This window comes from Microbacterium sp. OR21, from assembly GCF_047306785.1.
Taxonomy (GTDB): domain Bacteria; phylum Actinomycetota; class Actinomycetes; order Actinomycetales; family Microbacteriaceae; genus Microbacterium; species Microbacterium esteraromaticum_E.
Genome location: NZ_JAZEXJ010000009.1, coordinates 1 through 24,714 on the forward strand (window position 1 = coordinate 1; position 24,714 = coordinate 24,714).

General features: G+C 68.5%; 22 protein-coding genes. 16 read left to right on the top strand and 6 right to left on the bottom strand.

The features are described 5' to 3' along the window. On the top strand, nt 1–350 hold a 350-nt coding region (locus V2S04_RS14675), incomplete at its 5' end, for a hypothetical protein (protein WP_413639092.1). A 271-nt stretch (nt 351–621) separates the two neighbouring features. On the opposite strand, the gene V2S04_RS14680 is transcribed toward V2S04_RS14675, so the two are convergent. From V2S04_RS14680 to V2S04_RS14700, 5 genes are all read right to left on the bottom strand, one after another. Beyond that, on the bottom strand, nt 622–1,377 hold the full coding sequence (locus tag V2S04_RS14680; RefSeq protein ID WP_413639093.1) for a TatD family hydrolase: 756 nt from the start codon (nt 1,375–1,377) through the stop codon (nt 622–624). Continuing rightward, on the bottom strand, nt 1,374–2,654 hold the full coding sequence (locus tag V2S04_RS14685) for a queuosine biosynthesis protein queC (RefSeq protein WP_413639094.1): 1,281 nt from the start codon (nt 2,652–2,654) through the stop codon (nt 1,374–1,376). The genes V2S04_RS14680 and V2S04_RS14685 overlap by 4 nt, the downstream gene beginning before the upstream one ends. Before the next feature lie 5 nt (nt 2,655–2,659). Then, nucleotides 2,660–3,115, bottom strand: coding sequence for a hypothetical protein (locus V2S04_RS14690; protein ID WP_413639095.1), 456 nt, complete (start codon nt 3,113–3,115; stop codon nt 2,660–2,662). A gap of 406 nt (nt 3,116–3,521) precedes the next feature. Next, on the bottom strand, nt 3,522–5,276 hold the full coding sequence (locus V2S04_RS14695) for a P-loop NTPase fold protein (RefSeq protein WP_413639096.1): 1,755 nt from the start codon (nt 5,274–5,276) through the stop codon (nt 3,522–3,524). Between the two features lie 118 nt (nt 5,277–5,394). Beyond that, the gene (locus V2S04_RS14700; protein WP_413639111.1) at nt 5,395–5,772 is read right to left on the bottom strand and encodes a sulfate permease; all 378 of its coding nucleotides are present in this window, start codon (nt 5,770–5,772) and stop codon (nt 5,395–5,397) included. A gap of 215 nt (nt 5,773–5,987) precedes the next feature. Here V2S04_RS14700 and V2S04_RS14705 point away from each other — a divergent pair, with 215 nt between their 5' ends. Then, a complete protein-coding gene (locus V2S04_RS14705; protein ID WP_413639097.1) occupies nt 5,988–6,992 on the top strand; it encodes a DNA-processing protein DprA in 1,005 nt (334 codons plus the stop codon). A gap of 42 nt (nt 6,993–7,034) precedes the next feature. Here the strand turns inward: V2S04_RS14705 and mobF are convergent, their stop codons facing one another. Continuing rightward, on the bottom strand, nt 7,035–10,583 hold the full coding sequence (gene mobF / locus V2S04_RS14710) for a MobF family relaxase (protein WP_413639112.1): 3,549 nt from the start codon (nt 10,581–10,583) through the stop codon (nt 7,035–7,037). Between the two features lie 413 nt (nt 10,584–10,996). Here mobF and V2S04_RS14715 point away from each other — a divergent pair, with 413 nt between their 5' ends. The 14 genes from V2S04_RS14715 to V2S04_RS14780 form a co-directional block, all read left to right on the top strand. Next, the gene (locus V2S04_RS14715) at nt 10,997–12,424 is read left to right on the top strand and encodes an MFS transporter (protein ID WP_413639098.1); all 1,428 of its coding nucleotides are present in this window, start codon (nt 10,997–10,999) and stop codon (nt 12,422–12,424) included. 39 nt (nt 12,425–12,463) lie between these two features. After that, nucleotides 12,464–13,495, top strand: coding sequence for a helix-turn-helix domain-containing protein (locus tag V2S04_RS14720; protein WP_413639099.1), 1,032 nt, complete (start codon nt 12,464–12,466; stop codon nt 13,493–13,495). A gap of 142 nt (nt 13,496–13,637) precedes the next feature. Further along, nucleotides 13,638–14,732, top strand: coding sequence for an ImmA/IrrE family metallo-endopeptidase (locus V2S04_RS14725; RefSeq protein ID WP_413639100.1), 1,095 nt, complete (start codon nt 13,638–13,640; stop codon nt 14,730–14,732). Next, the gene (locus V2S04_RS14730; protein ID WP_413639101.1) at nt 14,732–15,667 is read left to right on the top strand and encodes a bifunctional DNA primase/polymerase; all 936 of its coding nucleotides are present in this window, start codon (nt 14,732–14,734) and stop codon (nt 15,665–15,667) included. Before V2S04_RS14725 ends, V2S04_RS14730 begins: the two co-directional genes overlap by 1 nt. Beyond that, entirely contained in the window at nt 15,664–16,401 is a 738-nt protein-coding gene (locus tag V2S04_RS14735) for a DUF2637 domain-containing protein (RefSeq protein ID WP_413639102.1), read from the top strand. The genes V2S04_RS14730 and V2S04_RS14735 overlap by 4 nt, the downstream gene beginning before the upstream one ends. Then, nucleotides 16,398–16,814: a hypothetical protein gene (locus V2S04_RS14740; RefSeq protein WP_413639103.1), complete on the top strand. Its 417-nt coding sequence runs from the start codon at nt 16,398–16,400 to the stop codon at nt 16,812–16,814. The genes V2S04_RS14735 and V2S04_RS14740 overlap by 4 nt, the downstream gene beginning before the upstream one ends. A gap of 90 nt (nt 16,815–16,904) precedes the next feature. Then, on the top strand, nt 16,905–17,819 hold the full coding sequence (locus tag V2S04_RS14745; RefSeq protein ID WP_413639104.1) for a hypothetical protein: 915 nt from the start codon (nt 16,905–16,907) through the stop codon (nt 17,817–17,819). Then, complete coding sequence (locus V2S04_RS14750; RefSeq protein WP_413639105.1) at nt 17,816–18,826, top strand: ParB N-terminal domain-containing protein; 1,011 nt, start codon at nt 17,816–17,818, stop codon at nt 18,824–18,826. Before V2S04_RS14745 ends, V2S04_RS14750 begins: the two co-directional genes overlap by 4 nt. A gap of 46 nt (nt 18,827–18,872) precedes the next feature. Next, nucleotides 18,873–19,562, top strand: a complete 690-nt coding sequence (locus V2S04_RS14755) for a hypothetical protein (RefSeq protein WP_413639106.1) — start codon at nt 18,873–18,875, stop codon at nt 19,560–19,562. Nucleotides 19,563–19,577: 15 nt separating this feature from the next. Next, nucleotides 19,578–21,224 (top strand): M23 family metallopeptidase, encoded by a 1,647-nt coding sequence (locus V2S04_RS14760; RefSeq protein ID WP_413639107.1) that lies wholly within the window; start codon nt 19,578–19,580, stop codon nt 21,222–21,224. Then, nucleotides 21,224–21,490 carry a DUF6112 family protein gene (locus V2S04_RS14765; protein WP_413639114.1) on the top strand — a complete coding sequence of 89 codons (267 nt, stop codon included), beginning with the start codon at nt 21,224–21,226 and terminating at the stop codon, nt 21,488–21,490. Before V2S04_RS14760 ends, V2S04_RS14765 begins: the two co-directional genes overlap by 1 nt. Nucleotides 21,491–21,574: 84 nt before the next feature. Beyond that, nucleotides 21,575–21,844 carry a DUF6112 family protein gene (locus V2S04_RS14770; RefSeq protein ID WP_007926521.1) on the top strand — a complete coding sequence of 90 codons (270 nt, stop codon included), beginning with the start codon at nt 21,575–21,577 and terminating at the stop codon, nt 21,842–21,844. 29 nt (nt 21,845–21,873) lie between these two features. Then, nucleotides 21,874–23,259, top strand: coding sequence for a conjugal transfer protein TrbL (locus tag V2S04_RS14775; RefSeq protein WP_413639108.1), 1,386 nt, complete (start codon nt 21,874–21,876; stop codon nt 23,257–23,259). A 6-nt stretch (nt 23,260–23,265) separates the two neighbouring features. After that, on the top strand, nt 23,266–24,714 hold a 1,449-nt coding region (locus V2S04_RS14780; protein WP_413639109.1), incomplete at its 3' end, for an SCO6880 family protein.

Here is a 24,714-nt window from a genome sequence, read left to right on the forward strand (position 1 = left end):
ACGCCCCCGCTCCTGAGTTCTTCGGCCCCGCACCGGGCGCTCTCCACTGGAACGGCCGCAACGGATGGACCGACACGCGCGGTCGGCTCATCGCCGTTCTACGGCACTCTGTCAACGTCGGCCAGAACGAGCTCCTGATCGATGCCGATTTCCTGCAGGACTGGCTCACCGCCGAGCGGAAGTCGCTGATCTGGGTCGAGAACACAGGAAAGGACGTCTACCGACAGATGGGTTGGGGCATCTCCCATCCGGGAGCGCTCGTTCGTTCCCAGGTCCGAGCCTGGACCCCCGGGCAGGACCTGCGGACCGTCGCGCCTGGCTGGCAGCGCATACCCGCCCGCGACGATTGATCATTCGCGCGGGCGGTCTGGATCCCGCTCCAGGCCGGACCTGACAGGTCGCGGCCGCGGTCACAGCGAACTTGCGACTCGCGCTGACCCGATGCGCCTGGTGCGTTTCTGCTCGGGCCTCGCGTCCGGGCAAGGCGATCCCCGGTCGTGTGCGGCCTTAGCCGGGCGGCACTTTGCTAGGCGCAATACATAGTTGACGTGGGCTCAGCCAAGTTTCACGAGACGGAGGTCACGCTGACTGTCCGCCGTTCACGCGCAACAGCCCCTGGCGCTATAGGTACATGAGAGTGTCAGCGACTACGTCAGGCAGGCGTTCGATGGCTCCGGATTGTTCGCTCAAGGTCCGAAGGTTCCACCAGGTTCGTGCGCGAACTTCGTCGGGCGTTTTGTTCCAGATCTGACCCAACAGCGTTTCTGTGCTTTGTATGTCGGCGGGGCGGCGAGCGCGGACCTTTCGGGCCGGAAAGTCCGTCTCGCACAGGATCCGCTCGGGCGGCAGCAGCCGGATCTGGTCTTCGGTCATCGCCGCGTTGATCGAGAAGTAGGCATCGGCCTCGATCGCGCGTCTGATATCCGCGGCATCCCCGTTGAACCAATGCAGGATCGCTCCGCGCACGTTGGCGTGATGAAGGTGCTCTACAACTTCGGTCGCAGCGCCGCTGCTATGGACAGAGACGAGCACCGGTTCACTGCGAACGATGCTCAGCACCTCATTGAATATCGTGCGCTGCCCCGCCATGTCGCCGCCACGGCGGTCGAGACCGATTTCCCCGACCAGCGCGAAAGAAGCAAGGAGATGGGCGAACTGCGTGGGGTCCCATGCTTCGCGCGCTGCCGCTACGCCGGGATGGACGCCGATACCCCAGACAAGCGTTGAGTCCCGCCTGTTCTTGACTTGGCGGGCTTCGTGCAGGCTCCGGGTCATCGCGAACACCACGGACTGTCCGAGCGCCGCAATCTGTGCCGGCGTGACGTCCGGCGCGATGTGGGCGTGGGCGTCTAAGGCGGGGAGAGCAGAGCTGATCACGTCAGGTCCACTCGTCCGAGTTCGGCAAGACCTCGGCGGGCGAGTTCGCTGATTTCGTCCAGGTCGGCATCGGGGGGCCAGGTGCCCGCGTCGATCGCGTCGTCGTCGACACCACGGGTTGTCGCATATGAGATGGCGGCACGGTCGCTGTAGCGCCTTTCAAGGAGTTCGAGCCGCGCATCTCCAGTGAGTTCGTTGGACAGGTAAATGGTCGAGTCTTTGATGCCAGCCGCGATAAATGCGCCTCGACGGGTGACGCATGCGTAGCAGAGGCCGCAGTTGAGGGTGGAGTCTCCGCCCTTAATTCGCGCGCCGTCGAGTTTGCTGCAGGAGACTGTGAATCCAGCGATACGATCCCAGCCGCTCGCTGGGCGACTGTCGGCAACGAGCCGCATCTCCTCCCCCTTGGTGTAGGCGGCGAACGGATTGGTCACGGCGAGCGACAAATCGAGGCTTTGGAGGAGCGTATTGATGCGATAGAAAGTCTCGGGATGAGTGGAACGAGTCGAGAGCGCACCGGCGCGATTGGGGTGCAGTGGGAGGTTGAGGCTGGTGAATCCGTTCTCCGGCACGAAGAGTTTCGAGGCGCCACGGCTTGCAGCAACGGCGGCCCCGAGCGCGACGAAGAGCAAGGAGCGGCTGCGGCTGGAGCTTTCCTTCTTGGCTGCGACTTGCGTGAACTCGATCTGCGTGTAGGAGGGCGGTGGAGTGTGGGTCTCCTGTAGCCAGCTGTGGACGGTGTTCTGGGCCCGGCGGATAGCGGTGGCGGTGTCGTAGTGGCCCACGAAGAGCGGAGGCTCCCTCAGCGTGGAGAGCAGGTGCAACGCTCCGAGGTAGGAGTCGAGGCCTCCGCTGAGGAGCGCGACAGACTCCGCCGTTTCGGAGGCGTTTGCTACCGGTTCATTCGGGGTGGTGGGGTCCTGGACGAGCTGGAGTTCCCAGGTGTCGCCGGTGAGCCAGAAAAGTAGCTGAGCGAGCTGGTTGATTGCATCGCCCTCCCACGGCTCGGGATGGGCCACCTCCACAGCGAGATGAAGTCGCCGGGTGAAGGCGCTGGGCCTGCCGGAGAGCCGGTCGACGAGGTAGGCACCGCCGGCGATACGGACCAGATCGATCGCTTGCGTTGGGAGTGATCCCAGAGAGGGCAGCCACCAGCCGATGGCGCTCTTGACCGTGTCTGTCTTACCGGGGGCGGTGGGCCACCGTAGATGGTGATGATCTTCCGGGGGCTGGGTGGTGGAGGCCTCGCCGGAGACGTAGAAGTGTGTGAGTGGCATGTGGTCTACCTCGCCCTCAGAACGCGCACGGCTCGTTGGGCGAGATCAGCAGCTGCCTGATGGAGGGCGTTCGCTGAGAGCGCGGGGTTCACATCGATGTCGAGGGCGCGGACCTTGGCGTCGATCCAGCCGCGCAGCATGCGCTCGCGCACGACTGCCTCGTTACCGTCGAGCGTCCCGTTGGTGATCTGGTCTTGGAGTTCAACGAGTCCCAGCTGGAAGATGTACGCGCTAACGAAACCCTTGATCGCCTCGGTAGCCGTCGGAGGCTCGCCTTCGGTCCTAACGATCTTCTTGACCTGTTCCGTTGCCGCCTGGCGGATGGCTCGGTCATCGGGGTGTCCGTCATCTCCGATCATGAGGGTGACGAGCCTGCTGATCCGAGCACGCGGGCTCAGGGAGTCAAACTCCGCGAGTGACAGGCCGTAATCGGCCAGCCGCTGGGCGTCGCGATCCCGCAATGCGTATGCCGCACCGATCGTCGCACCACCGCGTGAAGCTCCCCCGATGACCTGCCGAGTGGAGCGGCTCCCAGACCGTCCGGCACCTGCCGAGCCTCCTCCGGCGCCTGCTCCGCCGGCTCCTCCTGCACCCGCGCCACGACGGCCCGGAACACGCGGACGAGGAATGGGCGGCACAACGTTGCCTCTGGTGGCCGGATCGTCACGCCAAAGAGCATCGATGAGTGCTTGCCCGACTCGGTCGAGGTCGGACGTTGGCTGCGTCGGTTCAAAGAGTCGGTCGGAGGACTGTGAAGGGTCTGGTTGTCCTGTGTCCGTACCGGTCCCTGTGTTCCCTGAGCCGAGGTCGGACCATGCGTCTCGGAAGTCGTTCCATTCGGCAGAGTTGCTGCCACCGTACGCGCCACTAGTTCCCATTGACTTGCTCCAGCTCTTCGCGCGCGGCGGCCTGCGTCGACGGGTGCAGGGTGGCGTCCTGAGCGGCACGCCGCACAAGCTGGGTGAGAGTAGGCCGTCCGCTAGTCGCGAGTTCCACGACGGCTCCTGGGGTCAGTCGTGATCCCCAGCAGTGGGCTTCGACTCCGGCTGCCACCGCCTGTTCAAGCGCAGGTGTCTTCCCGACCCAGAGCACCGCGGCGCGAACCACCGATTCGCCGTCATCCAGACGCTTAGTCGTGGCGAAGAGAACGTCGAGAGCTGCCAACTGCTCGTCCTCTCCACGCTCGCTCAAGGCGTCGGCTGCCACGTTCCGCGCGGCTTCACTCTCGCCCAACAGATCATTGATGAGAGCCAGCACCTCATCGGATACCTGGGCGCCCATGCTGACGTTGATCAGGCTCGCTGCGAGGGTGAGGTACGGGTCAAGGTTTTCGTCACGGAGCGACGGAGGCGCAGCGGCCCATTCCTTCGTCCCTTCGTCGATTCCCTCTGGAAGAGTCGCGTCCTCGCCCTCCTCCCCGGACGGGTTCGCCCATGCCTCCCACCTCTCCAAGATGGACTTGCGCTCCTGAACAGGCGCTCCAGCCAGCGTGTTGAAGGACGTACGGTGAAGTTCCTCCAACAGCAGCATCTTGATCATCACGGCCGGCGGGATAGTGACGCCACGAGCGCGGGCGATGGACTCCCGGACACCAAACGCGTTGAGGAAGCGCTTGATCTGGCGTGGGTTGGAGCGCCGATCTGCGCTCAGCCCTTCGGCAAGCTGAATCGCAAGCGCGAGGTCGTCCTCGGCTGGCTTGACGTCGAGGTCGTTGAACTCGTGGAGCAGTGGTGTCTGGTGGGCATTGCGTCGGGAGCGAACATGAGCCGCGAGAGCGTGCAGATCTGTCTCCTCCATGGAACGACCGGCTATGAGGAGACCGATGTAGGCCTCGGCGTCGGCGGCGGACAGGCGAGGTAGCGCGATCGGGAGCTGAACGATCTTCTCCAGGTATCGCTTGGCGAAAATGTCGCCGCGGCGAGCGCCATCGAGACTGACTGAGATGGCGTCGCGGACCATGTCCTGATCGGCAGCGAGGACGAAGACCATCTTCTCGGTGGACAGGAAGAGCTTGATCGCCTCCAGCGTCGCAGTCACAGCGTCGGGCAGACACCGGTCCAGGTCGTCGACCAAGACGACCACGCGCTCGACCTTCGGGATCAGCGCGAGCAGCTCCTTGTAGGCGTCGTTGAAGCTCGCCATCGAGTCCGGTCCACCCGGGTCCTTCGGCTGGAAAATGTCCGCGATCTGCTTCGGGTCGACCTGAAAGGTCAGCGCTCCCTTGGCGATGGCGACAGCGGCACGGCTCCAACTGATACGTCCCAGCAGCTCCTTGGCCTTTGCTGCGACCTTCTCTTTGGTCCCCTGATCGGGGACCTGACTCTCTATGCCGTGCAGAATCTCCGAGATCAGCGTTCCCTTGACGTCTCCTTGGTCGTCGTATGCCCACGGGTTGGTTGAGACAACGAAGCATGTGTCGTCTTCCTTGAACTCGGCCTCGATGAGCTTCAGGATCGTGGACTTCCCACCACCCCAGGGACTCTGCACCGACAGAGTCAACGGATGGATGTTTCGCTCGCGGACCGCGGCGACGATCGGCTCGACCACGGCATCGAACCCCAGGAGGTCCAACGTGCTGGGGTTGTCATCCCAGAGCCGGATCTGTGGAGGTGTCACCGCCATCGCCTGCCTCGCTCTCTGGCGATGGCTCGGCTACGCGAACTCGCCTGACTTCAGAGATTCATATCACTCGCCAGTATCCCAGGAAGCGCTCACTCCCGCGGGGAGACACGACGTCTGCCTAGCAAGCGTTCATCCGTGACGTCGGTACGCTCGCCGGCAGCATCGACGTTCGGCTGCTGCCTGTCAGCGGCCCAGCATCTCTACCCAAACGGGGCGACAAGAGGAGCTGAACGAGGCTGACGGGGCCGATCCAGAGGTACTTGAAGGCGTTCCAGATGAACAGCAGGACCAGTAGGTGGAGCCAGTCGGGGCCGCCGTCGTTGATGATCGTGGTGCAGATCGCGGCGGCGTAGAGGTAGGGCACGGCCAGGAGCATCGCGGGGATGCCCCACTTGAGGCCACGTCTGGTGCGGATGGCGTTGAGCAGCAGGTTGGTGGGTGCGTAGCGGAGTACGCCGTAGCCTCGTGCGCTGAGTGCGACCGATGTGCGGAGCATCGCGGGTCTCTCTTTCCTGGTCATAGCGCGACGGTGTTCCGTCGTGGAGGCGGCTATGAACCGAGTGCCCTCGAAGGGGCCGTCCCGTAGGACCCGCGTAGCTAGAAACCTGCCTCGTCATCCAGTCTACGACCGTGCTCTGACAGAGGGAACCCCCTCGACGGTAGGCGGGCGTGTACCTCGTCGGTGACCTTCGGAGTGAGAGGACACCGATCATGGCTACGCTGGCGGAGCAGATGCAGGGTGAGCGGATGGCGCGGGTCGCGCTGTCGCTGGTCGCCGAGCCGAACGAAGCGGCCACTGGCCGTATCCTCGCCCAGGTCGGCGGGATCGAGACGCTGCGGCTGATCGAGTCCGACGACCCGGTGCCGGGCCTTGCCCGCGCGGATGCGCTGATGTGGCGGGAACGGCTCGCTGCTCGGATCACGCCCGATCTGCGCGGCCGAGTGGCCGGGACACAAGGAGGAGAGTTCGGGACGTTGATCCCGGCGGACAAGGACTGGCCCGCCGGTCTTGACGATCTGGGCGACCGTGCTCCGTACCTGTTGTGGACGCGCGGGGCAACCTCGTTCTTGTCGATGGCGCTGAGCGATCGAGTCACGATCACCGGCTCCCGCGCTTCCACGTCGTATGGGGAGCACGTCACCGGCGACCTGGCGACGGGCGTGGCCGACGAGGAACGCATCGTCGTCGGCGGTGGCGCCTACGGGATCGAGGGCACCGCGCACCACGCCGTCCTTGCGGCCGGCGGTCAGACGATCGCGGTGCTCGCGGGTAGTCTGGACCGTCCCTACCCGGCTGGGCACAGCGATCTGCTGCGTCAGATCGGGGATGTCGGTCTGCTGGTCAGTGAGCTGCCGCCGGGAGCTGCGCCGACCAGGCACAGGTTCATTGCGCGGAACCGGCTGATGGCGGCTTTGTCGGGTGCGACCGTGGTCCCCGAGGCGGGCGTGCGGTCCGGGTCGATGACCACCGTGCTCACCGCACGCGAGTTGGGTCGAGGTGTCGGAGCGGTGCCTGGCCCGGTGACCAGCGCCGCCAGCTCCGGGCCGAACGAACTCATCAAGCAGCGCTTCGCGGCCCTCGTCACTCAGCCCAGCGACGTGATCGCCCTGCTCGACGCCGACGACGCACCCAAGCGCGCGCTGACGCGGCCCGAGTTGAGACAGGAGTTCGGTCACCGCCGCCCGGAGCCGGGTGCGCCTGGACGGTCGCTCTGACCGACGATCCTTCGGGTCCCTGCCCCGTGCGTCGGCTCGGGCTCAAAGACCTGGGGCAGATCGGGTCACGGCGGTCGGCCGCATCCGCTCCATCGTCGGGTCGTCGCTCGCGATGGACCGTGCGCGGTTGAGCGCGGCGCGTGCTCGTGCGGCGTCGATCTTCTGGCTGGTGCTCTCAGGCGCCGGGCCGAACGGGGTTCGGTTGTCGGTGACCTGGTACCGGTCGCGGTAGGCGGCGATCGTGCGGGCTGCACGCCTCCACGCCTCGTGCTGCTTCTTCTCTTTCGGTTCGGTGCCGAGCTTCGCGGTCCAGGGCTCCTTGTCGGCGAGGGCGCTGTGGAGCGCGGCGTCGGCGCGTTGCTCGATGAGGTCGCGGCGCTCGTTCAGGGCTTGGCGCATCTCGCCTGCCATCGGACCAGTGGCGTCGGGAATCAGGCCGGCGACCAGCCGTGGTGGTTTGCGGGTGCGGCCCGACCCGGCTGGCCTCACGGTGGCGCGTGCAATGCGGGCGTGAATGACCGATGCGATGTCGTCGGCGTCGTCCAGACTGCGGGCGGCGACAAGTCGCGGGAGCAGCGCGTCGAGGTCGTGGTGGTTGGCTTCGGCGTGCCGCAGCTCGGCCGACAGCGCACCGTAGGCGTCGGACTCGAGCACGTCGCCGACCTGCTCGGGCGTCAGCCCGGACGCCGCAAGCAAGGTGGCCCAACGGTCGTGCTGCGCGGCCTGGGCGATCGTCTCGTACTCGGCCGCAAGCTGCGTGATCGAGCCCCAGTGCTCTTGCTCAGCGGTGATCGTCTCGTGCGCCGACAGCTCCGCCCCGACGTGTTGGAGCACGCCATACAGGACGCTGCGAGCGGTGACACTGGGGTTATCGCCAGGATGCGGCTCGGTGTGCTCGTGATCCTCCCGGTCGACGGCGACATAGGCATAGTTGCCTTCTGCACCGCGAGTCATCGAGACGTAGAAGTTCTCCCGCGTGGTCGTCGGCGTGACGACGACATGCGAGGTCTCGGTAGTCACACCCTGAGCACGGTGCGCGGTGATCGCGTACCCCAGGTCCAGATGCTCGGCCACATAGTCGGCGGGCAGGACGATCCCGCCGCCGAACCGGCGAGCGACCGGGCGGATGCTGACCGACCCGTCCTCCCGGACGGCGGTGACGATCCAGCGGGAGCCGTTGCGGACCCATGTTCTGTCGTTGCGGAGGCGACGGTCATTGTGGCGGGTGATGACCAGATCGCCCTCGGACGCGGCGGTGCCATCATGCAAGGCGACTTCGCAGGCCGAGTTCACCGCACCGCCGATGATCCGGTCGGCCCGCGCCCGGGCGTTGAGGATGATGACGGTCTCGTGGGTCTCGGCGACGAGGATCGACGCGAGGCCGGCGGCGAGGTCGCGCTGCCAGGCAGTGTAGGCGGCGTCGATCATCGCTTCGGCCTCGCCGCCGGTGATTCGGCCGTGTTCGATGAAGGTGTCGATCGCTTCGGTGCGGCCGTGGCGGAGCTGCAAGGAGGTGGTCTTCTCCCAGGCGTGGGTGAAGCGGTGCAGGTCGTGTAGCTCGGGCGCGTCGTCACGGGAGTGGACGAGCAGGCCGAACGCTCCGCCGGCGTCGACCGATTGGAGCTGGCCCCAGTCTCCGACCAATAGGGCCTTGGCGCCGGCCTTCTCGACCTCGCGCGTGATCCGGTCCAGGGAGGCGGTACCGGCGAGAGAGGCTTCGTCGATGATGACGAGCTGACCTGCCTCGAAGGTTGTGCCGTGCATGAGGTGGTTCTGCCACCACTTCGCCGTGTTCTCCGTTGCGATCCCCAGATCATCGGCGAGGACCTGGGCGGCGACCGCCGAGGGCGCCAACCCGACCACGGACCCAGTGCCGTGCTCTTTCTCCCAGGCGCGGCGCAGCGCGTTCATGGCGGTGGTCTTACCTGCACCAGCTGGGCCGACCAGCACGTCCACGACCCGGCCGGAGACAGCGATCGCGGCCAACGCTGCCGCCTGATCCTCGCCGAGCGCTCGGCCGCGTGCGTCGGGCTTGCGGGCGATCCGCTCCACCGTCTCCAACGGCACCGCGGGGCCGGTCATTGCCTCGGCGCGGGTAAGGAGGTGGTCTTCGGCGGCCAGCAGCGCCTCGGATGAGAACAGCGTCGAGTGCCGGGGACGGAACCGGGTCGTCCCATCCGGGCGACGGAACTCAAGCGGGCTGGTCGCCAACTCCGGCGGAGTCAGCCGCAACGAGACACGTTCGGCCGCGTCCACGACGAGACCGGTGATCGCTTCGCGGTCTTCGATGCTGGCGAACCGCCAGCCCATCAACTGCCGGGACGCTTCGGCGTGCAGGTTCCACCGAGTCCACGTCGAACGCTTCTCACCGACCGTCTCCATCACGACCTGCCCGACCTCGCCCACCACGTCCAACGGCACATCGTCGGCACACAGCACCCGGCGGAGAGTCACACCGTGGGTGAGGACTCGCGCCCAGCCGTTCGCGTCTCGACCGAGGATGCGACCGGCGCGCTGCCGCCAGTCCGCGGTGAGGTCAGCCAGCGACCTGACCTGCTTCTCCGGCCTCGTCGCGAGCGTCGCCTGCGCCCGCAGTTTCAGCACCGTCCGCGCTGACGGCTGCCTCCCGTGCTTGGCGACGTACTCCGCGATCAGACGATCCTTCTCGTCCTCGATGTGCCGGGACCGGGTGGAGAACTCGGCCACCAGCTCGTCGGGCACGCCCTGGATTTCCCATGCCGGGTTCCGGTCCCGACCCCGCTCTCGCGCCTCCCACCCCAGACCGAGGGTGCGGGTCAGCCGGTCGGCCAGGGCCGCGTTGTACAGCTCGGAGACGGCCACGACCGCCGAGTGCATCGGCCGGCCGGCGAGGGTTCGCCAGCGGCCGTCTTGGACGGTCAGCACTTTGTTGCTGATGACGACGTGCGTGTGAAGTTGCGGGTCACCGGAGCGGCTGTCGTAGTGATCGAACGCCGCCGCGACGACCCCGGCGACATCGACGTGTGCAACCGCTCCGTCCGGGCCGGTTGCGCCCACGCGGGTTGCTGCAACCTCTCGTTCGAGAAACGCAACCAGCTCTGCAACCGCCGCGTGATGCGCCTCGGCGATCAGTGCTTGCGTGCCGGCGTCCGCTACCGCCCAGATTGCGGAGACCGACTTGGGGACAGAGAAGGTGAAGTCGAATCCCGCCACGGCTCTTCTGGTGCCGCGTTCGGCTTCCTCGGCCTCGATCGCGGTGACTTCCTGCGCCCGAGCTGCCGGTCCCAGCTCGGGATCGAGCGCGTCCACGCGCTGCTTGACCCGCTCACTGATCGAGGCGAACTGCTGATAGGCGCGGCCGAGTGGATCGCCCGTGATCGGGTCATGACCCATCCCGATCAAGAGCTGTAGCTGTGCCTCCGAAACCTCGGCACCCACTCCCAGCTCACCGTGCCCAAGACGACCCAGCCCTGAGCCCATCCAGAACCCCGGCGGCGTTCCCGCCTCCGTGTAGTAGCGCGTCAGCGGAGTCGAGAGCGAACGGTCACCATCGCCCGCGGCGACGGATTTCAGGAGGTACTTGTAGCCGTCGCCGGCTGACATCACACGCATCGAAACCGTCACCGTCGCCTCCCTTCGTTTGGCGACAGGTAGGCGGCGACCGACCGGGGCAACGCCCCTTCATCACACCGCCCTCGGGCGGCGTCGCGCCTCGTCTGAAAGACGTGTGGTGGCTCTGGTGGCCTGCGAGAGGGTGGCGGCGGGCCGGCGCAGCCCGGCGCGACGTCGACGGGGCGTCTCAACGCGGGACGTAGGACAGCAGGGCCGAAGCATCCGTAGTTGCTGTCGGTTAGGATGGGAGGCATGTCAGGTGCTTCTGCTGCGGCCGCTGCCGCTGTGACGGAGACGCTCCGCTAGCGGCGGAACGTCTTCTCACTTTTCAGTTTCCACGTTCCGTCGCTTGATCGTCGGTTCGGAGCGACACATGTTGTCGCCCGATTCTTCATTCGAGCAGCGGAGTTTCAATGTCTTTCAGCACCTCATCGTCGCGGCCAGAGCAAGTTTCGGCCGCACATTCCTGGGCAGTCCTCGTGTGCCTGTCTGTCCTGCAATTCCTCATCGCCGTCGATGTCACCGTGGTCAACGTAGCGCTGCCATCCATTGGCAACGATCTGGGCGTTAACCCGCGCGGCCTGACATGGGTGGTCGTCGGCTACACCATCGCAGGCGGCGGCTTGCTCATGCTCGGTGGCCGCCTGGGGGACGTCTTTGGCCGGCGCCGCCTCCTTCTCACCGGTACCGCGATCTTCGGAGCAGCCTCGCTGATGGCAGGGCTCGCAGATTCCTTCGCGCTACTCGTCATCGCCAGGTTGCTCCAGGGAGCAGGTGAAGCACTCGCCCTGCCTGCTGCGATGGCAACGATCGTGCTCTTGTTCCCCGAAGGGAAGGCTCGCAGCCGTGCGCTGAGCGTCTGGGCGGCAGTGGCGAGCTGCGGTCTCGTACTGGGATTCGTGCTCTCGGGAATCATCACCGAACACCTGGGGTGGCGATGGATCTTCCTCATCGCGGTTCCATTCATTCTGTTCGTACTGCTCGCCACGGTCGTCCTCCTGCCACGCGACCAGAAACAAGAGCGCGCCCCGTTGGATTTCCTTGGATCGATTCTGCTGACGAGCGCACCCCTGCTGTTCGCATTCGGGGTGGTCGAAGCCGGAGAGAACACCGGGAATCTGCCATGGCTAGCAATCGCCGCGCTGGTAGGAGCGAGTGTCGCCGCAGGCCTGTTCGTCACAGTGGAACGCCGAGCCGCGAATCCTCTGGTTCCTCTGACCTTCTTCCACAACCGAACACGGGTGCGAGCAAATCTTGCGACTGCACTACTGAGCGCGGCGCTTTCGACATCGTTCCTGCTGTTCACGTTCTACCTACAGGATGAAATCGGTCTTTCCCCACTGGAAGCCGGTCTGCTACTCCTGCCCCTTGCCGTGGCACTCATCGCCGCCGTGACCATCGTGCCCCGCCTCTTGGGGCGCTGGGGAGCGCGTTCTTGCATCGTTGTCGGGCTAAGTTCCGCAGGAGTAGGCATGATCGTGATCGCTGTAGCTGCGCAGTTGGAAGCCCCCGCATGGCTGCTGACCCCAGCGATGCTGTTTATCGCCGCAGGCATGGGATTCGGGCTCGTTGGACTGCAGTATGCGGCGGTGACCGAGGTCACAGAAGAGGATGCGGGAGTCGCGTCCGGGGTCCAGCGGGCCTCGGACCAGCTCGGCGGGTCCGCGGGGGTCACCGTCTACGTCGGCTTGGGTTTTACGTCGATCGCCCACGGGCTATCGCCCTACGTACTCAGCAGCGGACTCGCAATTGTTGGTCTCTGTATTGCAGGCGCCATTGCCGCGCGAATTGCCCTCCCCAACGTCGAAGTCACGAACACTGACTCGATGGGCAGTTCGTAGGCATCCGCGAGCACGTAAATGCGATGGACGAGGTGCTCTATGGCGCCCTCGGACAGCTCGTTTGATCGAAGCAGGCGAGGGTTGCGGTACGAACCACTCATAGTTCGTACCGCAACCATCTCCCGTGCTCGCGTGCCGGTCGCGTACGACTGCGTGAAGGTGATCGTCGTTCGCGATGGCTCGGCAATCCTCTTCAGTGAGTTTGGTGAACAGCCCGTCGGGCCCGGCGACGTAATCTTGCTCGGCGCGAACACTCTATGTGGCAGCGAGCCCGAGGGGCACATCACCGTAACGACGATCTACGCAGACACGGACTATGTGATCGACCAGGTGTTCTGGCAGCACGTCGGCAGCCTGTGCCACCGTCTCGACGCCCAGGACTTCGCAGCAACGATGTACACCGAACCTGCGCAGGTACTCCGCCTCGGCGAGGATCGCACCCAGGGGCTGATGCCCTGGCTCGATGAGTTGGCGGCATTAAGCATCGAAGGACGACCCGCGAAGAACTTCTACCGGATGCAGGCTCTTTGGTTCAGCCTGGTCGATGTGATCGCGCCCTTCGTCAAGACTTCGCAGGTGCGAGTGTCGCCGACGCAGCGCACTACAACGTGGCCGTCCGCGCCACGACACCGCCGATTCGCACCATTGCGAGCGGAAGTTTGCAGGGCAGCTGATCTCCTGCGTGCTGAACCCCAGCGGCGATGGTCTACGACTGAGCTCGCTGACGAGGTACATCTCTCAAAGTCGCAGCTCGGCCGCTTGTTCGTGGAGGCGTTCGGGAAGTCTCCTATCGCCTATCTCACGATGCTTCGCACCGAGCGGATGGCCGCGCTCCTGCGCGAATCCGATGCGCCGATCGCTCTGATTGCTCGCGAGGTGGGTTGGAGCGATTCAGATTTCGCTACGCGCCAGTTCCGCCGTAGCGTCGGGCTGACTCCCGCCGGTTATCGGGCTTTGAGCCACGGAGAAGGTTCCGTACTCAACCGGCGGAAGCGCGCATCTGCCCCGACGATAACCGCAGGATCAGCTCGTGCGACAACCGAGGACACCCTCGCTCCGGTAGTCCGGTAGAGACCAGTCGGGTTCGTCGCGGAGCCTGACGGTCGCCAGTCTCGTTTCCGTCGTCCGTCTCGTCTTCCTGATCCGCCCGGCGTACCTCGTGGTCGCACGGCTGCTCCCTCCCGGGGCGGCCCCGGCGGAGGGAGGTCCCGCGATGGCGATGAGGAACGAGACACGGGAAGCGAAGCTCGACGCGCTCGAAGAACGCATCGTGCGCTCGGTCGAGGAACTGGTGTCGGGTGAGGACTGGCGTCGGGCGATGGAGTTCGCCGCACGGTTCCGGTCGAGGTCGTTCAACAACACGCTGCTGATCTGGGCGCAGCACCTGGACGCCTACGAGCAGGGCCGGGTGCCGGCCCCGACGCCGACGTGGGTGGCCGGGTTCCAGGACTGGAAGAAGATGGGCCGCTGGGCCGAGGCCGGCGGCGGCTATGAGATTCGCGCGCCGGTCCGGGTGAGGTTCGCGACAGCAACGCCGAAGGACCCCGCCTCGTGGCGACGCCTGACCAAAGGCGACAAACCGCGCCCGGGCGAGGTGGTGCAGCGCCGGTTCGTCAGCGTCGTTCCCGCTCATGTGTGGGATGTGTCCCGGACTCACGGTGCCGAACTGCCGGAGCTGCCAAGCCCGAAGCTGCTGGAAGGCGAGGCACCCGCCGGTCTGTGGGAGGGGCTGGCCGCGCAGGTCGAGTCGCTGGGGTATGAGGTGCTGCGGATGCCAGACGCCGACGCGATCCGCGGCGCGAACGGCATGACCGACTACGAGACCCGGCAAGTGCTCGTGCGCACGGACATGGACCCGGCCGCGCAGGTGAAGACCCTCGCGCACGAGCTGGGTCACGTCCGGATGCACGGGCCGAACCAGCAGGAGGCCCGCCAGCATCGCGGGACCGGTGAGGTCGAGGCCGAGTCGGTGGCGTTGATGATCGCTGCCGCGCATGGCATGGACACCAGCGACTACACGGTCCCCTATGTGGCGGGGTGGGCGGCGAACGTGGACGGCAAGGACCCGGTGCGGGTCATCCGCGACACCGGCGAGAAGGTCCGGCGCACCGCGACCGAGGTTCTGGGCCAGCTCGACACGATCCAGCTCGGCAACGGCAACCCGACCTCGCTGCGCATCGACACCCCCGAACGCTCCGGACCCGCACACTCTGGACCAGAACGGGCACCGGAGCGGGCGCCGCGGGTGGAGCCGCTGCCCGAGCGTGAGCCGCGGAGGGTGCAGGCGGCGCCGGGGCCGGTGCTGTGATGGTCGCCCCCGGAACCCTCGCCGCCGTGTTCGACCGGCTCGACGGTCTGCCGTTGTCGGTCGCGGCGCGCGAGCTGGCACGGGCCGGGGTGCCGGTGTTCCCGTGCGTGCCGGGTGAGAAGACGCCCCTCGTCTCGTCCGGTTTCCGGCGCGCGACGACCGACGCGCGGTGCGTGCAGGGGTGGTGGCGGTGGCAGCCGGAGGCGAACATCGGCATCCCGACCGGCGCCGTCTCAGGTCTGGTTGTGATCGATGTGGACGTGCACGGTGTCGATGGGTACGCGGCGTATGCGCGGGCGGCTCGGGCGGGTCTGATCCCGGCGCCGTTGGCGACGGTGACCACGCCCACCGGGGGTCAGCATGCCTACTTCCCGGCTGTCCCGGGGCGGGTGCAGCGGTCGTGGGCGGTCGGCAAGGCCGGCGTGGATTGCCGCGGGGACGGCGGCTACGTCATCGCCCCGCCCTCGACGCTGCGACTGGATGGTGTCTCGGTCTCGTACCGGGTCGAGCAGGTCGCCGCCGGTGCGGTGGAGCCGGTGGATGCGGTGCGGCTGCGGGACTTCCTCGATCCGCCACCGCCATGCCGCCCGGCGCGAGTAGGCGGGCAGGCGTCGGGGCGGGAGGACGCGGACCGGCTGGCGGCGTGGCTGTCCCGGCAGGTCAAGGGCGACCGCAACTACAAGCTGTTCTGGGCCGCGTGCCGTCTGGCCGAGGGCAACGTGCCCGTCGCCGATGCCCTGGACGCGCTGGTGCGTGCCGAGCAGCCTGACTTCGGGGAGCGGGAGATCGCCCGCACCGTCTACAGCGCCTATCGCAGCGTCGGCGCTGGAGCCGCCCGCCGGGAACGCTCCGCCTCTTCCGTGAGCCAGCCGGCGGGCGGGTTCGCTCGGCGTACCCCAGGGCCGCGGGCGGGCGCGGCCAGGGGTCTGGGATGAACAGGGTGCGGGGGCGGCGCTGGGCGGTGGTCACCTCGGTTGCCGGGACGGTGTTCATCGCCGCCGGCGCGTTCTGGCTCAGCTTCACGTCGCTGGCGGACCTCGCCCGGCGTTCCGGGATCGGGGCGGGGCAGGCGTGGGCGTGGCCGCTGATCGTCGATGGCGTGATCGTGGTGTCCACGGTCGCGGTGGTCGCGCTGGCCGGTGAGAAGGCAGCCTGGTATCCGTGGACGTTGCTGATCGGCGGCGCGGCGGTGTCGGTGACGGCGAACTCTCTGCACGCGGTCGTCGCCGCGGACGCCGACGTGCCCGGCGCGCTCGCGGCCTCGGTCGCCGCGGTGCCGCCGGTGGTGCTGCTGGCGATCACCCATCTGACCGTCGTGTTGACCCGATCCGCCGCGCGTCCTGACGATGCGTCAGAGACCGCGGGTGGGGTTGAGCCTGCCGGGGTCGTGGCGGCGCAGATCGAGACCGAACCTGCCGTGCCGTCGCCTGCCGGGTCCGGCCCGGCCGATGCGGATGAGGACGGTGGGCCGGATCGTCGGGCGCGGGCGGCGGAGCTGCGCGAGCAGGAGTGGTCGAACAAGGCCATCGCCCGGCACCTGGGGGTGCATCCCTCGACGGTCGGCCGCTGGCTACCCCGACCCGACGATGCCGAGCGGCTGCGTGCTCACCACACCGATGAGGCCGACCCGTCCGGGTCTGAGCCCGTGAGGGAAGGAGCCACGCCATGAGCGACCAGGACCAGACGAACCTGTCGGAGCAGTACCGCAGGCATCGCGAGCCGGACCAGGTTCCGCAGGCACGGACGACGCCGAACCCTGCCGAGGATGCGGGGGCGGCGGGCACGCCGGATGCGATCAAGGAGGCTGCGTCCCGCAGGGCGGCGAAGGAGAAGCTGGCGCAGGTGCGGGGCCGGGGCGTGGGTTGGGTGCGCCCGACGGACCTGTTCGCCCACGGCGGCGGGGCGTTGTCCCGACGCGGCATCGACGTGACCGCCGCGGGGAGCCGCCGACTGCGTACCCCGATCGAGAACGGCGCGCGGTGGGTGGGCGAGCGCGCCCGAAGCCTGCCGCCGCTGTCGGCGTTCGGGCGTCGCGGCGGCACCGATCGGGGCCAGTCCCGGTCCGGAATCGGGATGCGGTAGCAGGTGGGGTGAGTCGTGGACGCCGGGCTGGCAGAGGTGAGACCCGCAGGAGCCTGCGGGCGCACCTCGCCGCCAGGAGGTGCCCCGACCATGACCGACGACACCAGCACGACCGGCACGACGAACACCAGAACGCCCGGTGAGGATTACCGCAGCAGCGAAGGACTGCGCGCCCTGCTGAACCGGCTCCACGCGACCGGGCGTGGCGCGTGGGAGCAGGACCCGGTGGCGGGCGAACTGATGGCGTTCGCGGCCGAGAAGTACGCGGCCCTGGCGCACAAGCACCGGCTCGACCCGTGGGAGGCCGCATCGGCGGCGTTCGACGTGATGCGCACCAAAGCCGCCCGCACCGCTGAGGACCCGTGGGCGGTCGTCACGCACGCGGTGCGGATCACCTGCATCGCCGAGGAACGCGGCCAAGGGCTGCTGTGCTCGACCCACCAGGCGCGCCGGCCCCGCTACTCGGTGTTCCACGACCCCGAACGGCTCTCCGACCGGGAGAACCCGCTGGACGACTACCACCCCGCCTTCCAGATCACCGACCCGCACGACACCACCGGGCACGGAGAGGAACACCGCGACGACGCGGGGCGGGACGGGTCGGAACCGACCTCGGCAACCGCGGCGGTCGAGGACGCGATCACCCTGCTGGTGCTGCTGGGGTGGCCGGCGGGGACCGCGCGGGCGGCGGTGGAGCATGTCTGCGGAGCGCTGACCCGGGTCGGGAACCGGCACACCGCCTACGAGACGCTGCGGCGCGACAAGCACGCCCGCGCGTTGCTCGACATGCCGGGCCGGACCTGGGCGGTGCTGCTGCGCGCGCTGCTGGGCAGCCCCGCGGCGGAGCTCGCGGCGACCGGCGCCGGACGCGGCATCTTGCTGCGGCTGCTCATCGGCGAGACGCTCCCGGTGCTGCTGCGCGACGACGACCTCGTGCTCACCCTGTCGCTGGCGGCACCCGGCACGAAGACGCGCGGCACCGACACGTCGCGGGGTGCCCGATGAGTACCCCGGACGGGCGGATAGAGCTGGAGCGGACGGTGGACTCAATCACCGTCGGTCGCCGGCACCGCACCGATCTGGGCGACCTCGACGCTCTGGCGGCATCGATCGAGCGGGACGGCCTGTTGCAGCCGCCGACGATCACCCCGGACGGGATGCTGGTGTGCGGGGCGCGGCGGCTCGCGGCGATCAAGCAGCTCGGCCACCGCCGCGTCAGCGTGTGGGTGCGCTCGGGCATCTCGGACCGTCTCGGGCATCTGCTCGCCGAACAGGACGACAACCAGCTCCACAAGTCCCTCACCCCGATCGAGGCCGCCGGGCTGTACCGGGAGATCAAGGAACTCATCGCCGAGGACGCCGCCCGCAGGAAGGCAGCCACCCAGTTCCAGGACGGCCACGAGCCCGGCAAGCATGGTCCCGCCGATTCGGCGGGACCACCAGCACCCGGCCCGCTCGGCGATGCCCGCGCGCAGGCAGCACGGATGGTGACCGGCTCGTCGTCCTACACGCGGCTGGAGCAGATCGGGTTCCTGCAACGCCTGACCGACGACCCCGCCGTCTCTGAGGCGCTGCGCGGCCAGGCCCGTGACGGGCTGACGCGGATCGAGGCCGGCGCGCCGGTCAACCCGATCTTCCAGCGCCTCCGGGACGCACACGCCGACACCGGCGCCGAACGCGACCGGCGGCTGCACGAGCTAGCCGACGAAGCACTCGCCCGCGCCCACACCACCCGGCGCGGAAAGGCTCCGAAACGGGCCGTATCCGGGGCTCGACCCGCTGACGGGGACGAGGGGCCGGCGCGGTTCTCGGTGCGCGCGTTCGTGCTGACCTGGGGCGAGCTGGACGCGTGGTGGACGCACTACGACGTGGACGAGCTGGCGACCGACCTGACCGACGAGCAGATCGAGGCGTTCTTCGCCACCGTCGAAGGCACGATGGCCTTCGCTGACCGGCTCCGCACCGCCCGCACCGCGACCGAGCCCGACCAGCCGCTGCTACGCGCCCTCTGATCTACCCTGGGTCCCGGTGTGTCGTGGGTGGGCGCACCTGGCGGGCATGAATACGAACCTCGCGTCCTGGTCCCGTGGCCGGCTGATCGCCGTGATCGCCGCCGGGCTCGTGCTGCTGCTCCTCGTCGGGGTCGGCGTCTACGGGCTCATCACCGGCCCACGGCCACCCAGTGACGACCCACCCGCACCGGCGCCGACCGTCACCGTGCCCGACGAGCCCGGCCCGGCGGCGCCGGGGCCGCCGCGAGTATTGCCCTCGCACGACCCGGATCAGTTCGCCCGCAACGTCGCGGAGGCGCTGTTCGGGTGGGACACCGGCTCGGGGCTGGTGCCGCTGGACTACTCCGCAGGAATCTTGGAGGTCGGCGACCCCTCCGGCGCCGAGCAGGCCGGGCTCGCCTCGGACATCGCCGCCTACCTGCCCTCGCGGGAGGCGTGGATCGAGCTGCGCCAGTACGCCACCACCCAGCGCCTGGTCATCGACCGCTCGTTCGTACCAGAGGCATGGGATCAGGCGGTCGAGCAGGCCCAGCCCGGGCAGCTCCCGCCTGGTGCCACCGCGGTCACGATCGAGGGCACCCGCCACCGCGCGGGCGTCTGGAACGGCGAGCCGGTCACGGCTGAGCAGTCGGTGTCGTTCACGGTGTTCCTGGCCTGCCCACCGCCGGCGCCGCAGTTCCGCACCGGCTTGTGTCATGTGCTGCGCCTGTCCCAGCTCGACAACCCTCTCCGATAGCCGCCGGGTCCTGCCGTGTTGAAGAAGCTCGCCGCCGCTGTCCTCGCGCTGCTGCTGCTCGGTCCCATGCTGCGGCTGGTCGGTATCGGCGTGCTGATGAATCCCGCCGCCGCGAACTGCGTAACCCCCGGCGGGTCCGTCACCGTCGGGGCTGTCCTGGAGTCGCTGACGGTCACGACCGCGAACGGTGAGACGTTCACCCTGAACCGGCAGCAACTCACGCACGCGGCCACGATCATCACGATCGGCGGCGGGATCGAGGGCGTCGGCCGGCCCGGCATCACGATCGCGCTGATGGCCGCACTGACCGAGAGCACGCTGCGGCAGTTGGCGAACACCGGCGCCTACCCCGACAGCGGGAACTACCCCAACGACGGCAACGGCTCGGATCATGACTCGCTCGGCCTGTTCCAGATGCGACCGCAATCCGGGTGGGGCACCGTCGCGGAGCTGATGGACCCGAACTACCAGGCGCGGGCGTTCTTTGGCGGCCCGGACGGCCCGAACTACCCGAGCCCGCGGGGGCTGCTGGACATCCCGGGCTGGCAGCAGATGGACCCCGGCGAAGCCGCCCAAGCCGTCGAAGTCAGCGCCTACCCGGACCGCTACCGCAACTACGAGCCAGTCGCCGCAGCGATCCTCGATGCCCTCACCGGCGGAGCCAGTGAGGGAACCGGCTCGGCCGGTCCGGTGGGGTCCGCGGTCGCGGCGGGTCCGGTCGAGTCGACCGCGCGGGTGGTGTTCCCGCTGCCGGAGGGAACTTGGGTGCTCACCAGCGAGTTCGGGCCACGAGTCCACCCGATTACCGGAGAGTCGTCGTTCCACACCGGCACCGACCTCGCCGCCCCCGACGGCACCCCGATCCTTGCCGCCGCGGACGGCACCGTGACTGTCGCGGAGTTCTCCGGCGGCTACGGCGGGCTGATCGTCATCGAGCATCAGATCGGCGGCCAGACGGTGGCGACCGCCTACGCCCACATGTGGCAGTCCGGCCTCCACGTCTCAGCCGGTGACCGGGTGGTCGCCGGGCAGCACATCGGCGATGTCGGCAGCTCCGGCAACTCCACCGGGCCGCATCTGCACTTCGAGGTCCGCCCCGGCGGCACCCACGCCGAGGCCGTCGACGCCGCCGCGTGGCTCAACGCGCACAACGCCGCCGACCTGCCCGAAGCCGCCGTCGGAGCCCCGACCAGCTGTGACACCCCCAGAGGCACCGCGGGCGAGCCCGCCCCGGTCGACGGCGACCCCGACCGGCTCGTGGGCGATCCCACCAGCGACGGGCAGATCACCGGCCGGATGGCGCACCTCGTGGCCAAAGCCCGTGCCGGGTTCCCTGACACCGGCTGGGCCTGCTACTCGCCCCGGCCCGGCACCACCTCCGAGCACCCGCTGGGACGCGCCTGCGACATCACCTTCGGCAACCGGATCGGGACCTATCCCACGCCCGCGCAACTCGAGGACGGATGGCGGGTGACGAACTGGATGAAGGACCACGCCGAGACCCTGGGCGTGGAGTACCTGATCTGGCAGGGCCGCATCTGGTCGATCGCCCGCGATGGGGAAGGCTGGCGCGACTATGACGGCGGCGGAAGCCACGATCCCGGTGACGTCACCGGCGGACACTTCGACCACCTCCACGTCACCGTCAAGGCCGGTGCGTGATGGACGTGTTCCCCGACTTCGACGGCCTGGCCGGGATTGGTGACCTGGAACAGGTGATCGGTGCGCTGCTGACGATCGTGCTCGTCGTCGCGGTGCTGATGATCGTTGTCTCGGCGATCTGCTGGGCGCTGGGCGCTTCGCACGGCAACCAGTCGCTGGCTTCCAAGGGCCGGGTCGGGGTGCTCGTCGGGGTCGGTGCCGCCGTGCTCGCCGGTGCCGGGGTGGCGTGGGTGAACTGGCTGATCGTCCTTGGCCGACAGCTCTGACCCGCGCCTGCAGCACGCGCTCAGGGTGTGACTGGCTCACCTCGCTGCTGAACCAGCCATCCGCTCAGCGAGGGAGTAACCGCCATGATCGACATCGACCCCAACAGCTCGGGTCTGCCCGGCATCGAACAGCTCCGCGCCATCGTCGGCGCGGTGATGACGGTCGGCCTCATCCTGTCCGTCTTGGCGCTGATCGTGTCCGCGATCGTGTGGGCCTACGGCGCCAACAGCTCCAACCCGCACCTGTCCGGGCGGGGGAAGCTCGGCGTGCTGATCTCCTGCGGTGCCGCGGTGATCTGCGGCGCGGCGGTGACGCTCGTGAACTTCTTCTGGGACGTCGGACAGGCCGTCTGAGGCCGGCCCGGACACGACAGGAGATCACGATGGGTGTCTGCGATGTGCCGGTCATCTCGTCGGTGTGCGATGTGGCCGGGGAGGCTGCCGCGACGGTCGTGGCGGCCCCGTTCGACTGGCTCGCCCAGGCGATGGGTGGCGCGGCCGGCTGGCTGATCGAGGCGATGTGGGCGGTGTTCGACACGACCACGCTGGTCGACGTCCAGACCGATGGGTTCACCAGCGTCTACAACCTGATCTTCGGCATCGGCGTGTTCCTGGTGCTGATCTTCTTCTGCCTGCAACTCATCACCGGGCTCATCAAGCGTGATCCGACCGCCCTGTCCCGGGCCGCGCTCGGCGCGGCGAAATCGGTGCTCGGCGCGTTCGTTGTGGTCACGCTGACCGCGCTCGCGCTGGAGATCGTGGACCAGCTCTGCATCGGCGTCGTCCAGGCGTCCGGGGAGACCACCGAGACGATGGGCGACAAGATCATCCTGCTCGCCGCCGGACTGACCGGCATCAACATCGCCGCTCCCGGTGTCGGCGCGATCGTCACGATCTTCCTGGCCGGGCTGATGATCGCCGCGGTCTTCATCGTCTGGTTCTCGCTGCTGATCCGCAAAGCGTTGCTGCTGGTCGGGGTCGTGCTCGCTCCGATCGCGTTCGCCGGCGCCTCGTGGGATGCCACCAAGGGGTGGATCGGCAAGTGGGCCGCGTTCGTGATCGCGCTGATCGTGTCCAAGCTCGTGCTCGTGGTGATCTTCCTGCTGGCGATCACCCAGATCGCCACCCCCATCGAGGCGGACATCACCGCGGTCACCGAGCCGATCACCGGGATCGTGCTGATGGGAATCGCGGCCTTCGCCCCGTACATGGTCTACCGGTTCGTGTCATTCATCGGCTTCGACCTCTACCAACAGATGGGCACCGAGCAGGAAGCCAAGAACGCCCTCAACCGTCCCCTCCCGCTGCCCTCCAAGACCCCCGGCGGCGGCGAGCCGAAGAAGGTTCTCGATGACCCCCAGGGCGGCGACACAGGAGGCGGAAAGGGGTCCGGCGGCGGGCCTTGCGGTACCCCGCCGCCGCGCACCTCAGCACCGGCCGCCGCCAGCGGCACCGGCGCCGCTGGCACCGCAGGCGCCGGCACCAGTGCAGGGTCCGGTGCGGCGGCCGGAGCGGGGGCCGGTGCTGCGGCGGCGGGTCCGGCAGCGGCGGTGGTCGTCGGAGCGCAGGTCGCCAAGGGCGCGGCCGAAGCCGACCCGAAAGCTGGCAAGGCAGTCGCCGGGCAGGCCGAGACCGCCGCGAGCGGAGCCGAAGGCCAGGCCGGTAGCGGCGGGACCGCGCCGTCGAAGACACCGCCCCCGCCGTCTGCGCCTCAGCCACGCACCCCGGCACCGTCCCAGCCGGCACCGCCGCAGACCGGGAAGGAGTGACCGGCCATGCCCGCCACGACAGATCAGAAGGCGCCGGGCAGTGAGCTGACGCCGGTGAAGTTCTCCCGCCTCACGCGGCGGGGTGTGCTGCTGGGGCTCTCGGTCTCACAGCTCATCACCCTCGGCATCGGCGGGCTGGCCGTGCTGGCAGCGTTCTACGGCGGGGCCGGGATGCTGCTGGCCTACACCGCCCCGATCTGGGTGCTCGCCGCGGTGCTGACCTGGGTGCCCGTCGCCGGGCGGCCGATGGTCGAATGGCTCCCCGTCGCCTGGTGGTGGCTGTGGCGCTCCACCGGCGGCCAACTGCTGTACCGGCGGCGGATCGTCACCCCGCGCCCCGCCGGGAACCTCGCCCTGCCCGGCGACATCGCCCGGCTGCGCGAGCATCTGGACCCCGAGACCGGGGCCTGCATGATCCACGACCCCCGCCAGTCCACCCTCACCGTGGTCTGCGAAGTCACCCATCCCGCGTTCGTGCTGCTCGACCCCGGCGAGCAGGAACGCCGGGTCACCTCCTGGGGGCGGGTGCTCGCCACGGTCTGCCGGTCCGGGCGGATCGCGACCCTGCAGGTCTTGGAGCGGACGCTGCCGGACTCCGGGACCGGGCTGGCCGAATGGTGGGCCGAGCACGGCACCGCCGACGACTCCTGGGCCGCGACCACCTACGCCGAACTGATCGAACGGGCCGGTCCCGCCGGCGAGCGGCACGCCACCACGATCAGCCTCTCCCTGGACATGAAGACCGCGGCCCGGCAGATCAGGACGGCCGGCGGCGGCATCCGCGGCGCCGCCGCGGTCCTGCGCCAAGAGATGGCGACCCTGACCGCCGCGCTGCGGTCGGCGGACCTGACCCCGGTCGGGTGGCTCGGCCCCGGCCAGGTCGCGGTGATACTGCGCTCGGCCTACGACCCGGCCGTCGCCGCCACGCTGGAGCGGCACGGGAAGCTCGGGCAAGACTTCGCCACCGCCGGCCCGGTCGCGGTCACCGAGACCTGGGGCAGCCTGCGCACCGACTCGGCCTGGCACGCCGTCCTGTGGGTCGCCGAATGGCCACGGTCGATGGTCTATCCCGGTTTCCTCGCCCCTGTGCTGCTGTCCACCGGCATCCAACGCTCCGTCTCACTGCTCTACTCGCCGATGCGTTCGGACCAGGCCGCCCGCGACATCCGCAAGAAGAAGGTCGAACACCTCTCCGATGCGGCCCAGCGGGCACGGATGGGGCAGATCGAGGACGCCGCCCAGACCGCCGAGTACCACGACGTGCTCCAGCAGGAAGCCGACCTCACCGCCGGACACGGCGTGCTCCGCGTCTCCGGCCTCATCAGCATCACCGCACCCACTCTCGACGACCTGGAAGCCGCAGTCGCCGCGATCGAGCAGTCCGCGATTCAAGCCTCCTGCGAGACCCGCCGGCTCGTCGGCCAGCAAGCCGCAGCGTTCACCGCGGCGGCGCTC

Bases quoted from the DNA above. Each gene is read 5' to 3' on its own strand.
- V2S04_RS14685 (WP_413639094.1), bottom strand. From the start codon at position 2,654: ATGCCACTCACACACTTCTACGTCTCCGGCGAGGCCTCCACCACCCAG.
- V2S04_RS14725 (WP_413639100.1), top strand. From the start codon at position 13,638: ATGGCGATGAGGAACGAGACACGGGAAGCGAAGCTCGACGCGCTCGAA.
- V2S04_RS14745 (WP_413639104.1), top strand. From the start codon at position 16,905: ATGACCGACGACACCAGCACGACCGGCACGACGAACACCAGAACGCCC.
- V2S04_RS14770 (WP_007926521.1), top strand. From the start codon at position 21,575: ATGATCGACATCGACCCCAACAGCTCGGGTCTGCCCGGCATCGAACAG.
- V2S04_RS14755 (WP_413639106.1), top strand. From the start codon at position 18,873: ATGAATACGAACCTCGCGTCCTGGTCCCGTGGCCGGCTGATCGCCGTG.
- V2S04_RS14775 (WP_413639108.1), top strand. From the start codon at position 21,874: ATGGGTGTCTGCGATGTGCCGGTCATCTCGTCGGTGTGCGATGTGGCC.
- V2S04_RS14735 (WP_413639102.1), top strand. From the start codon at position 15,664: ATGAACAGGGTGCGGGGGCGGCGCTGGGCGGTGGTCACCTCGGTTGCC.
- V2S04_RS14695 (WP_413639096.1), bottom strand. From the start codon at position 5,276: ATGGCGGTGACACCTCCACAGATCCGGCTCTGGGATGACAACCCCAGC.
- V2S04_RS14705 (WP_413639097.1), top strand. From the start codon at position 5,988: ATGGCTACGCTGGCGGAGCAGATGCAGGGTGAGCGGATGGCGCGGGTC.
- V2S04_RS14765 (WP_413639114.1), top strand. From the start codon at position 21,224: ATGGACGTGTTCCCCGACTTCGACGGCCTGGCCGGGATTGGTGACCTG.
- V2S04_RS14700 (WP_413639111.1), bottom strand. From the start codon at position 5,772: ATGCTCCGCACATCGGTCGCACTCAGCGCACGAGGCTACGGCGTACTC.
- V2S04_RS14740 (WP_413639103.1), top strand. From the start codon at position 16,398: ATGAGCGACCAGGACCAGACGAACCTGTCGGAGCAGTACCGCAGGCAT.
- mobF (WP_413639112.1), bottom strand. From the start codon at position 10,583: ATGCGTGTGATGTCAGCCGGCGACGGCTACAAGTACCTCCTGAAATCC.
- V2S04_RS14730 (WP_413639101.1), top strand. From the start codon at position 14,732: ATGGTCGCCCCCGGAACCCTCGCCGCCGTGTTCGACCGGCTCGACGGT.
- V2S04_RS14715 (WP_413639098.1), top strand. From the start codon at position 10,997: ATGTCTTTCAGCACCTCATCGTCGCGGCCAGAGCAAGTTTCGGCCGCA.
- V2S04_RS14750 (WP_413639105.1), top strand. From the start codon at position 17,816: ATGAGTACCCCGGACGGGCGGATAGAGCTGGAGCGGACGGTGGACTCA.
- V2S04_RS14720 (WP_413639099.1), top strand. From the start codon at position 12,464: ATGGCGCCCTCGGACAGCTCGTTTGATCGAAGCAGGCGAGGGTTGCGG.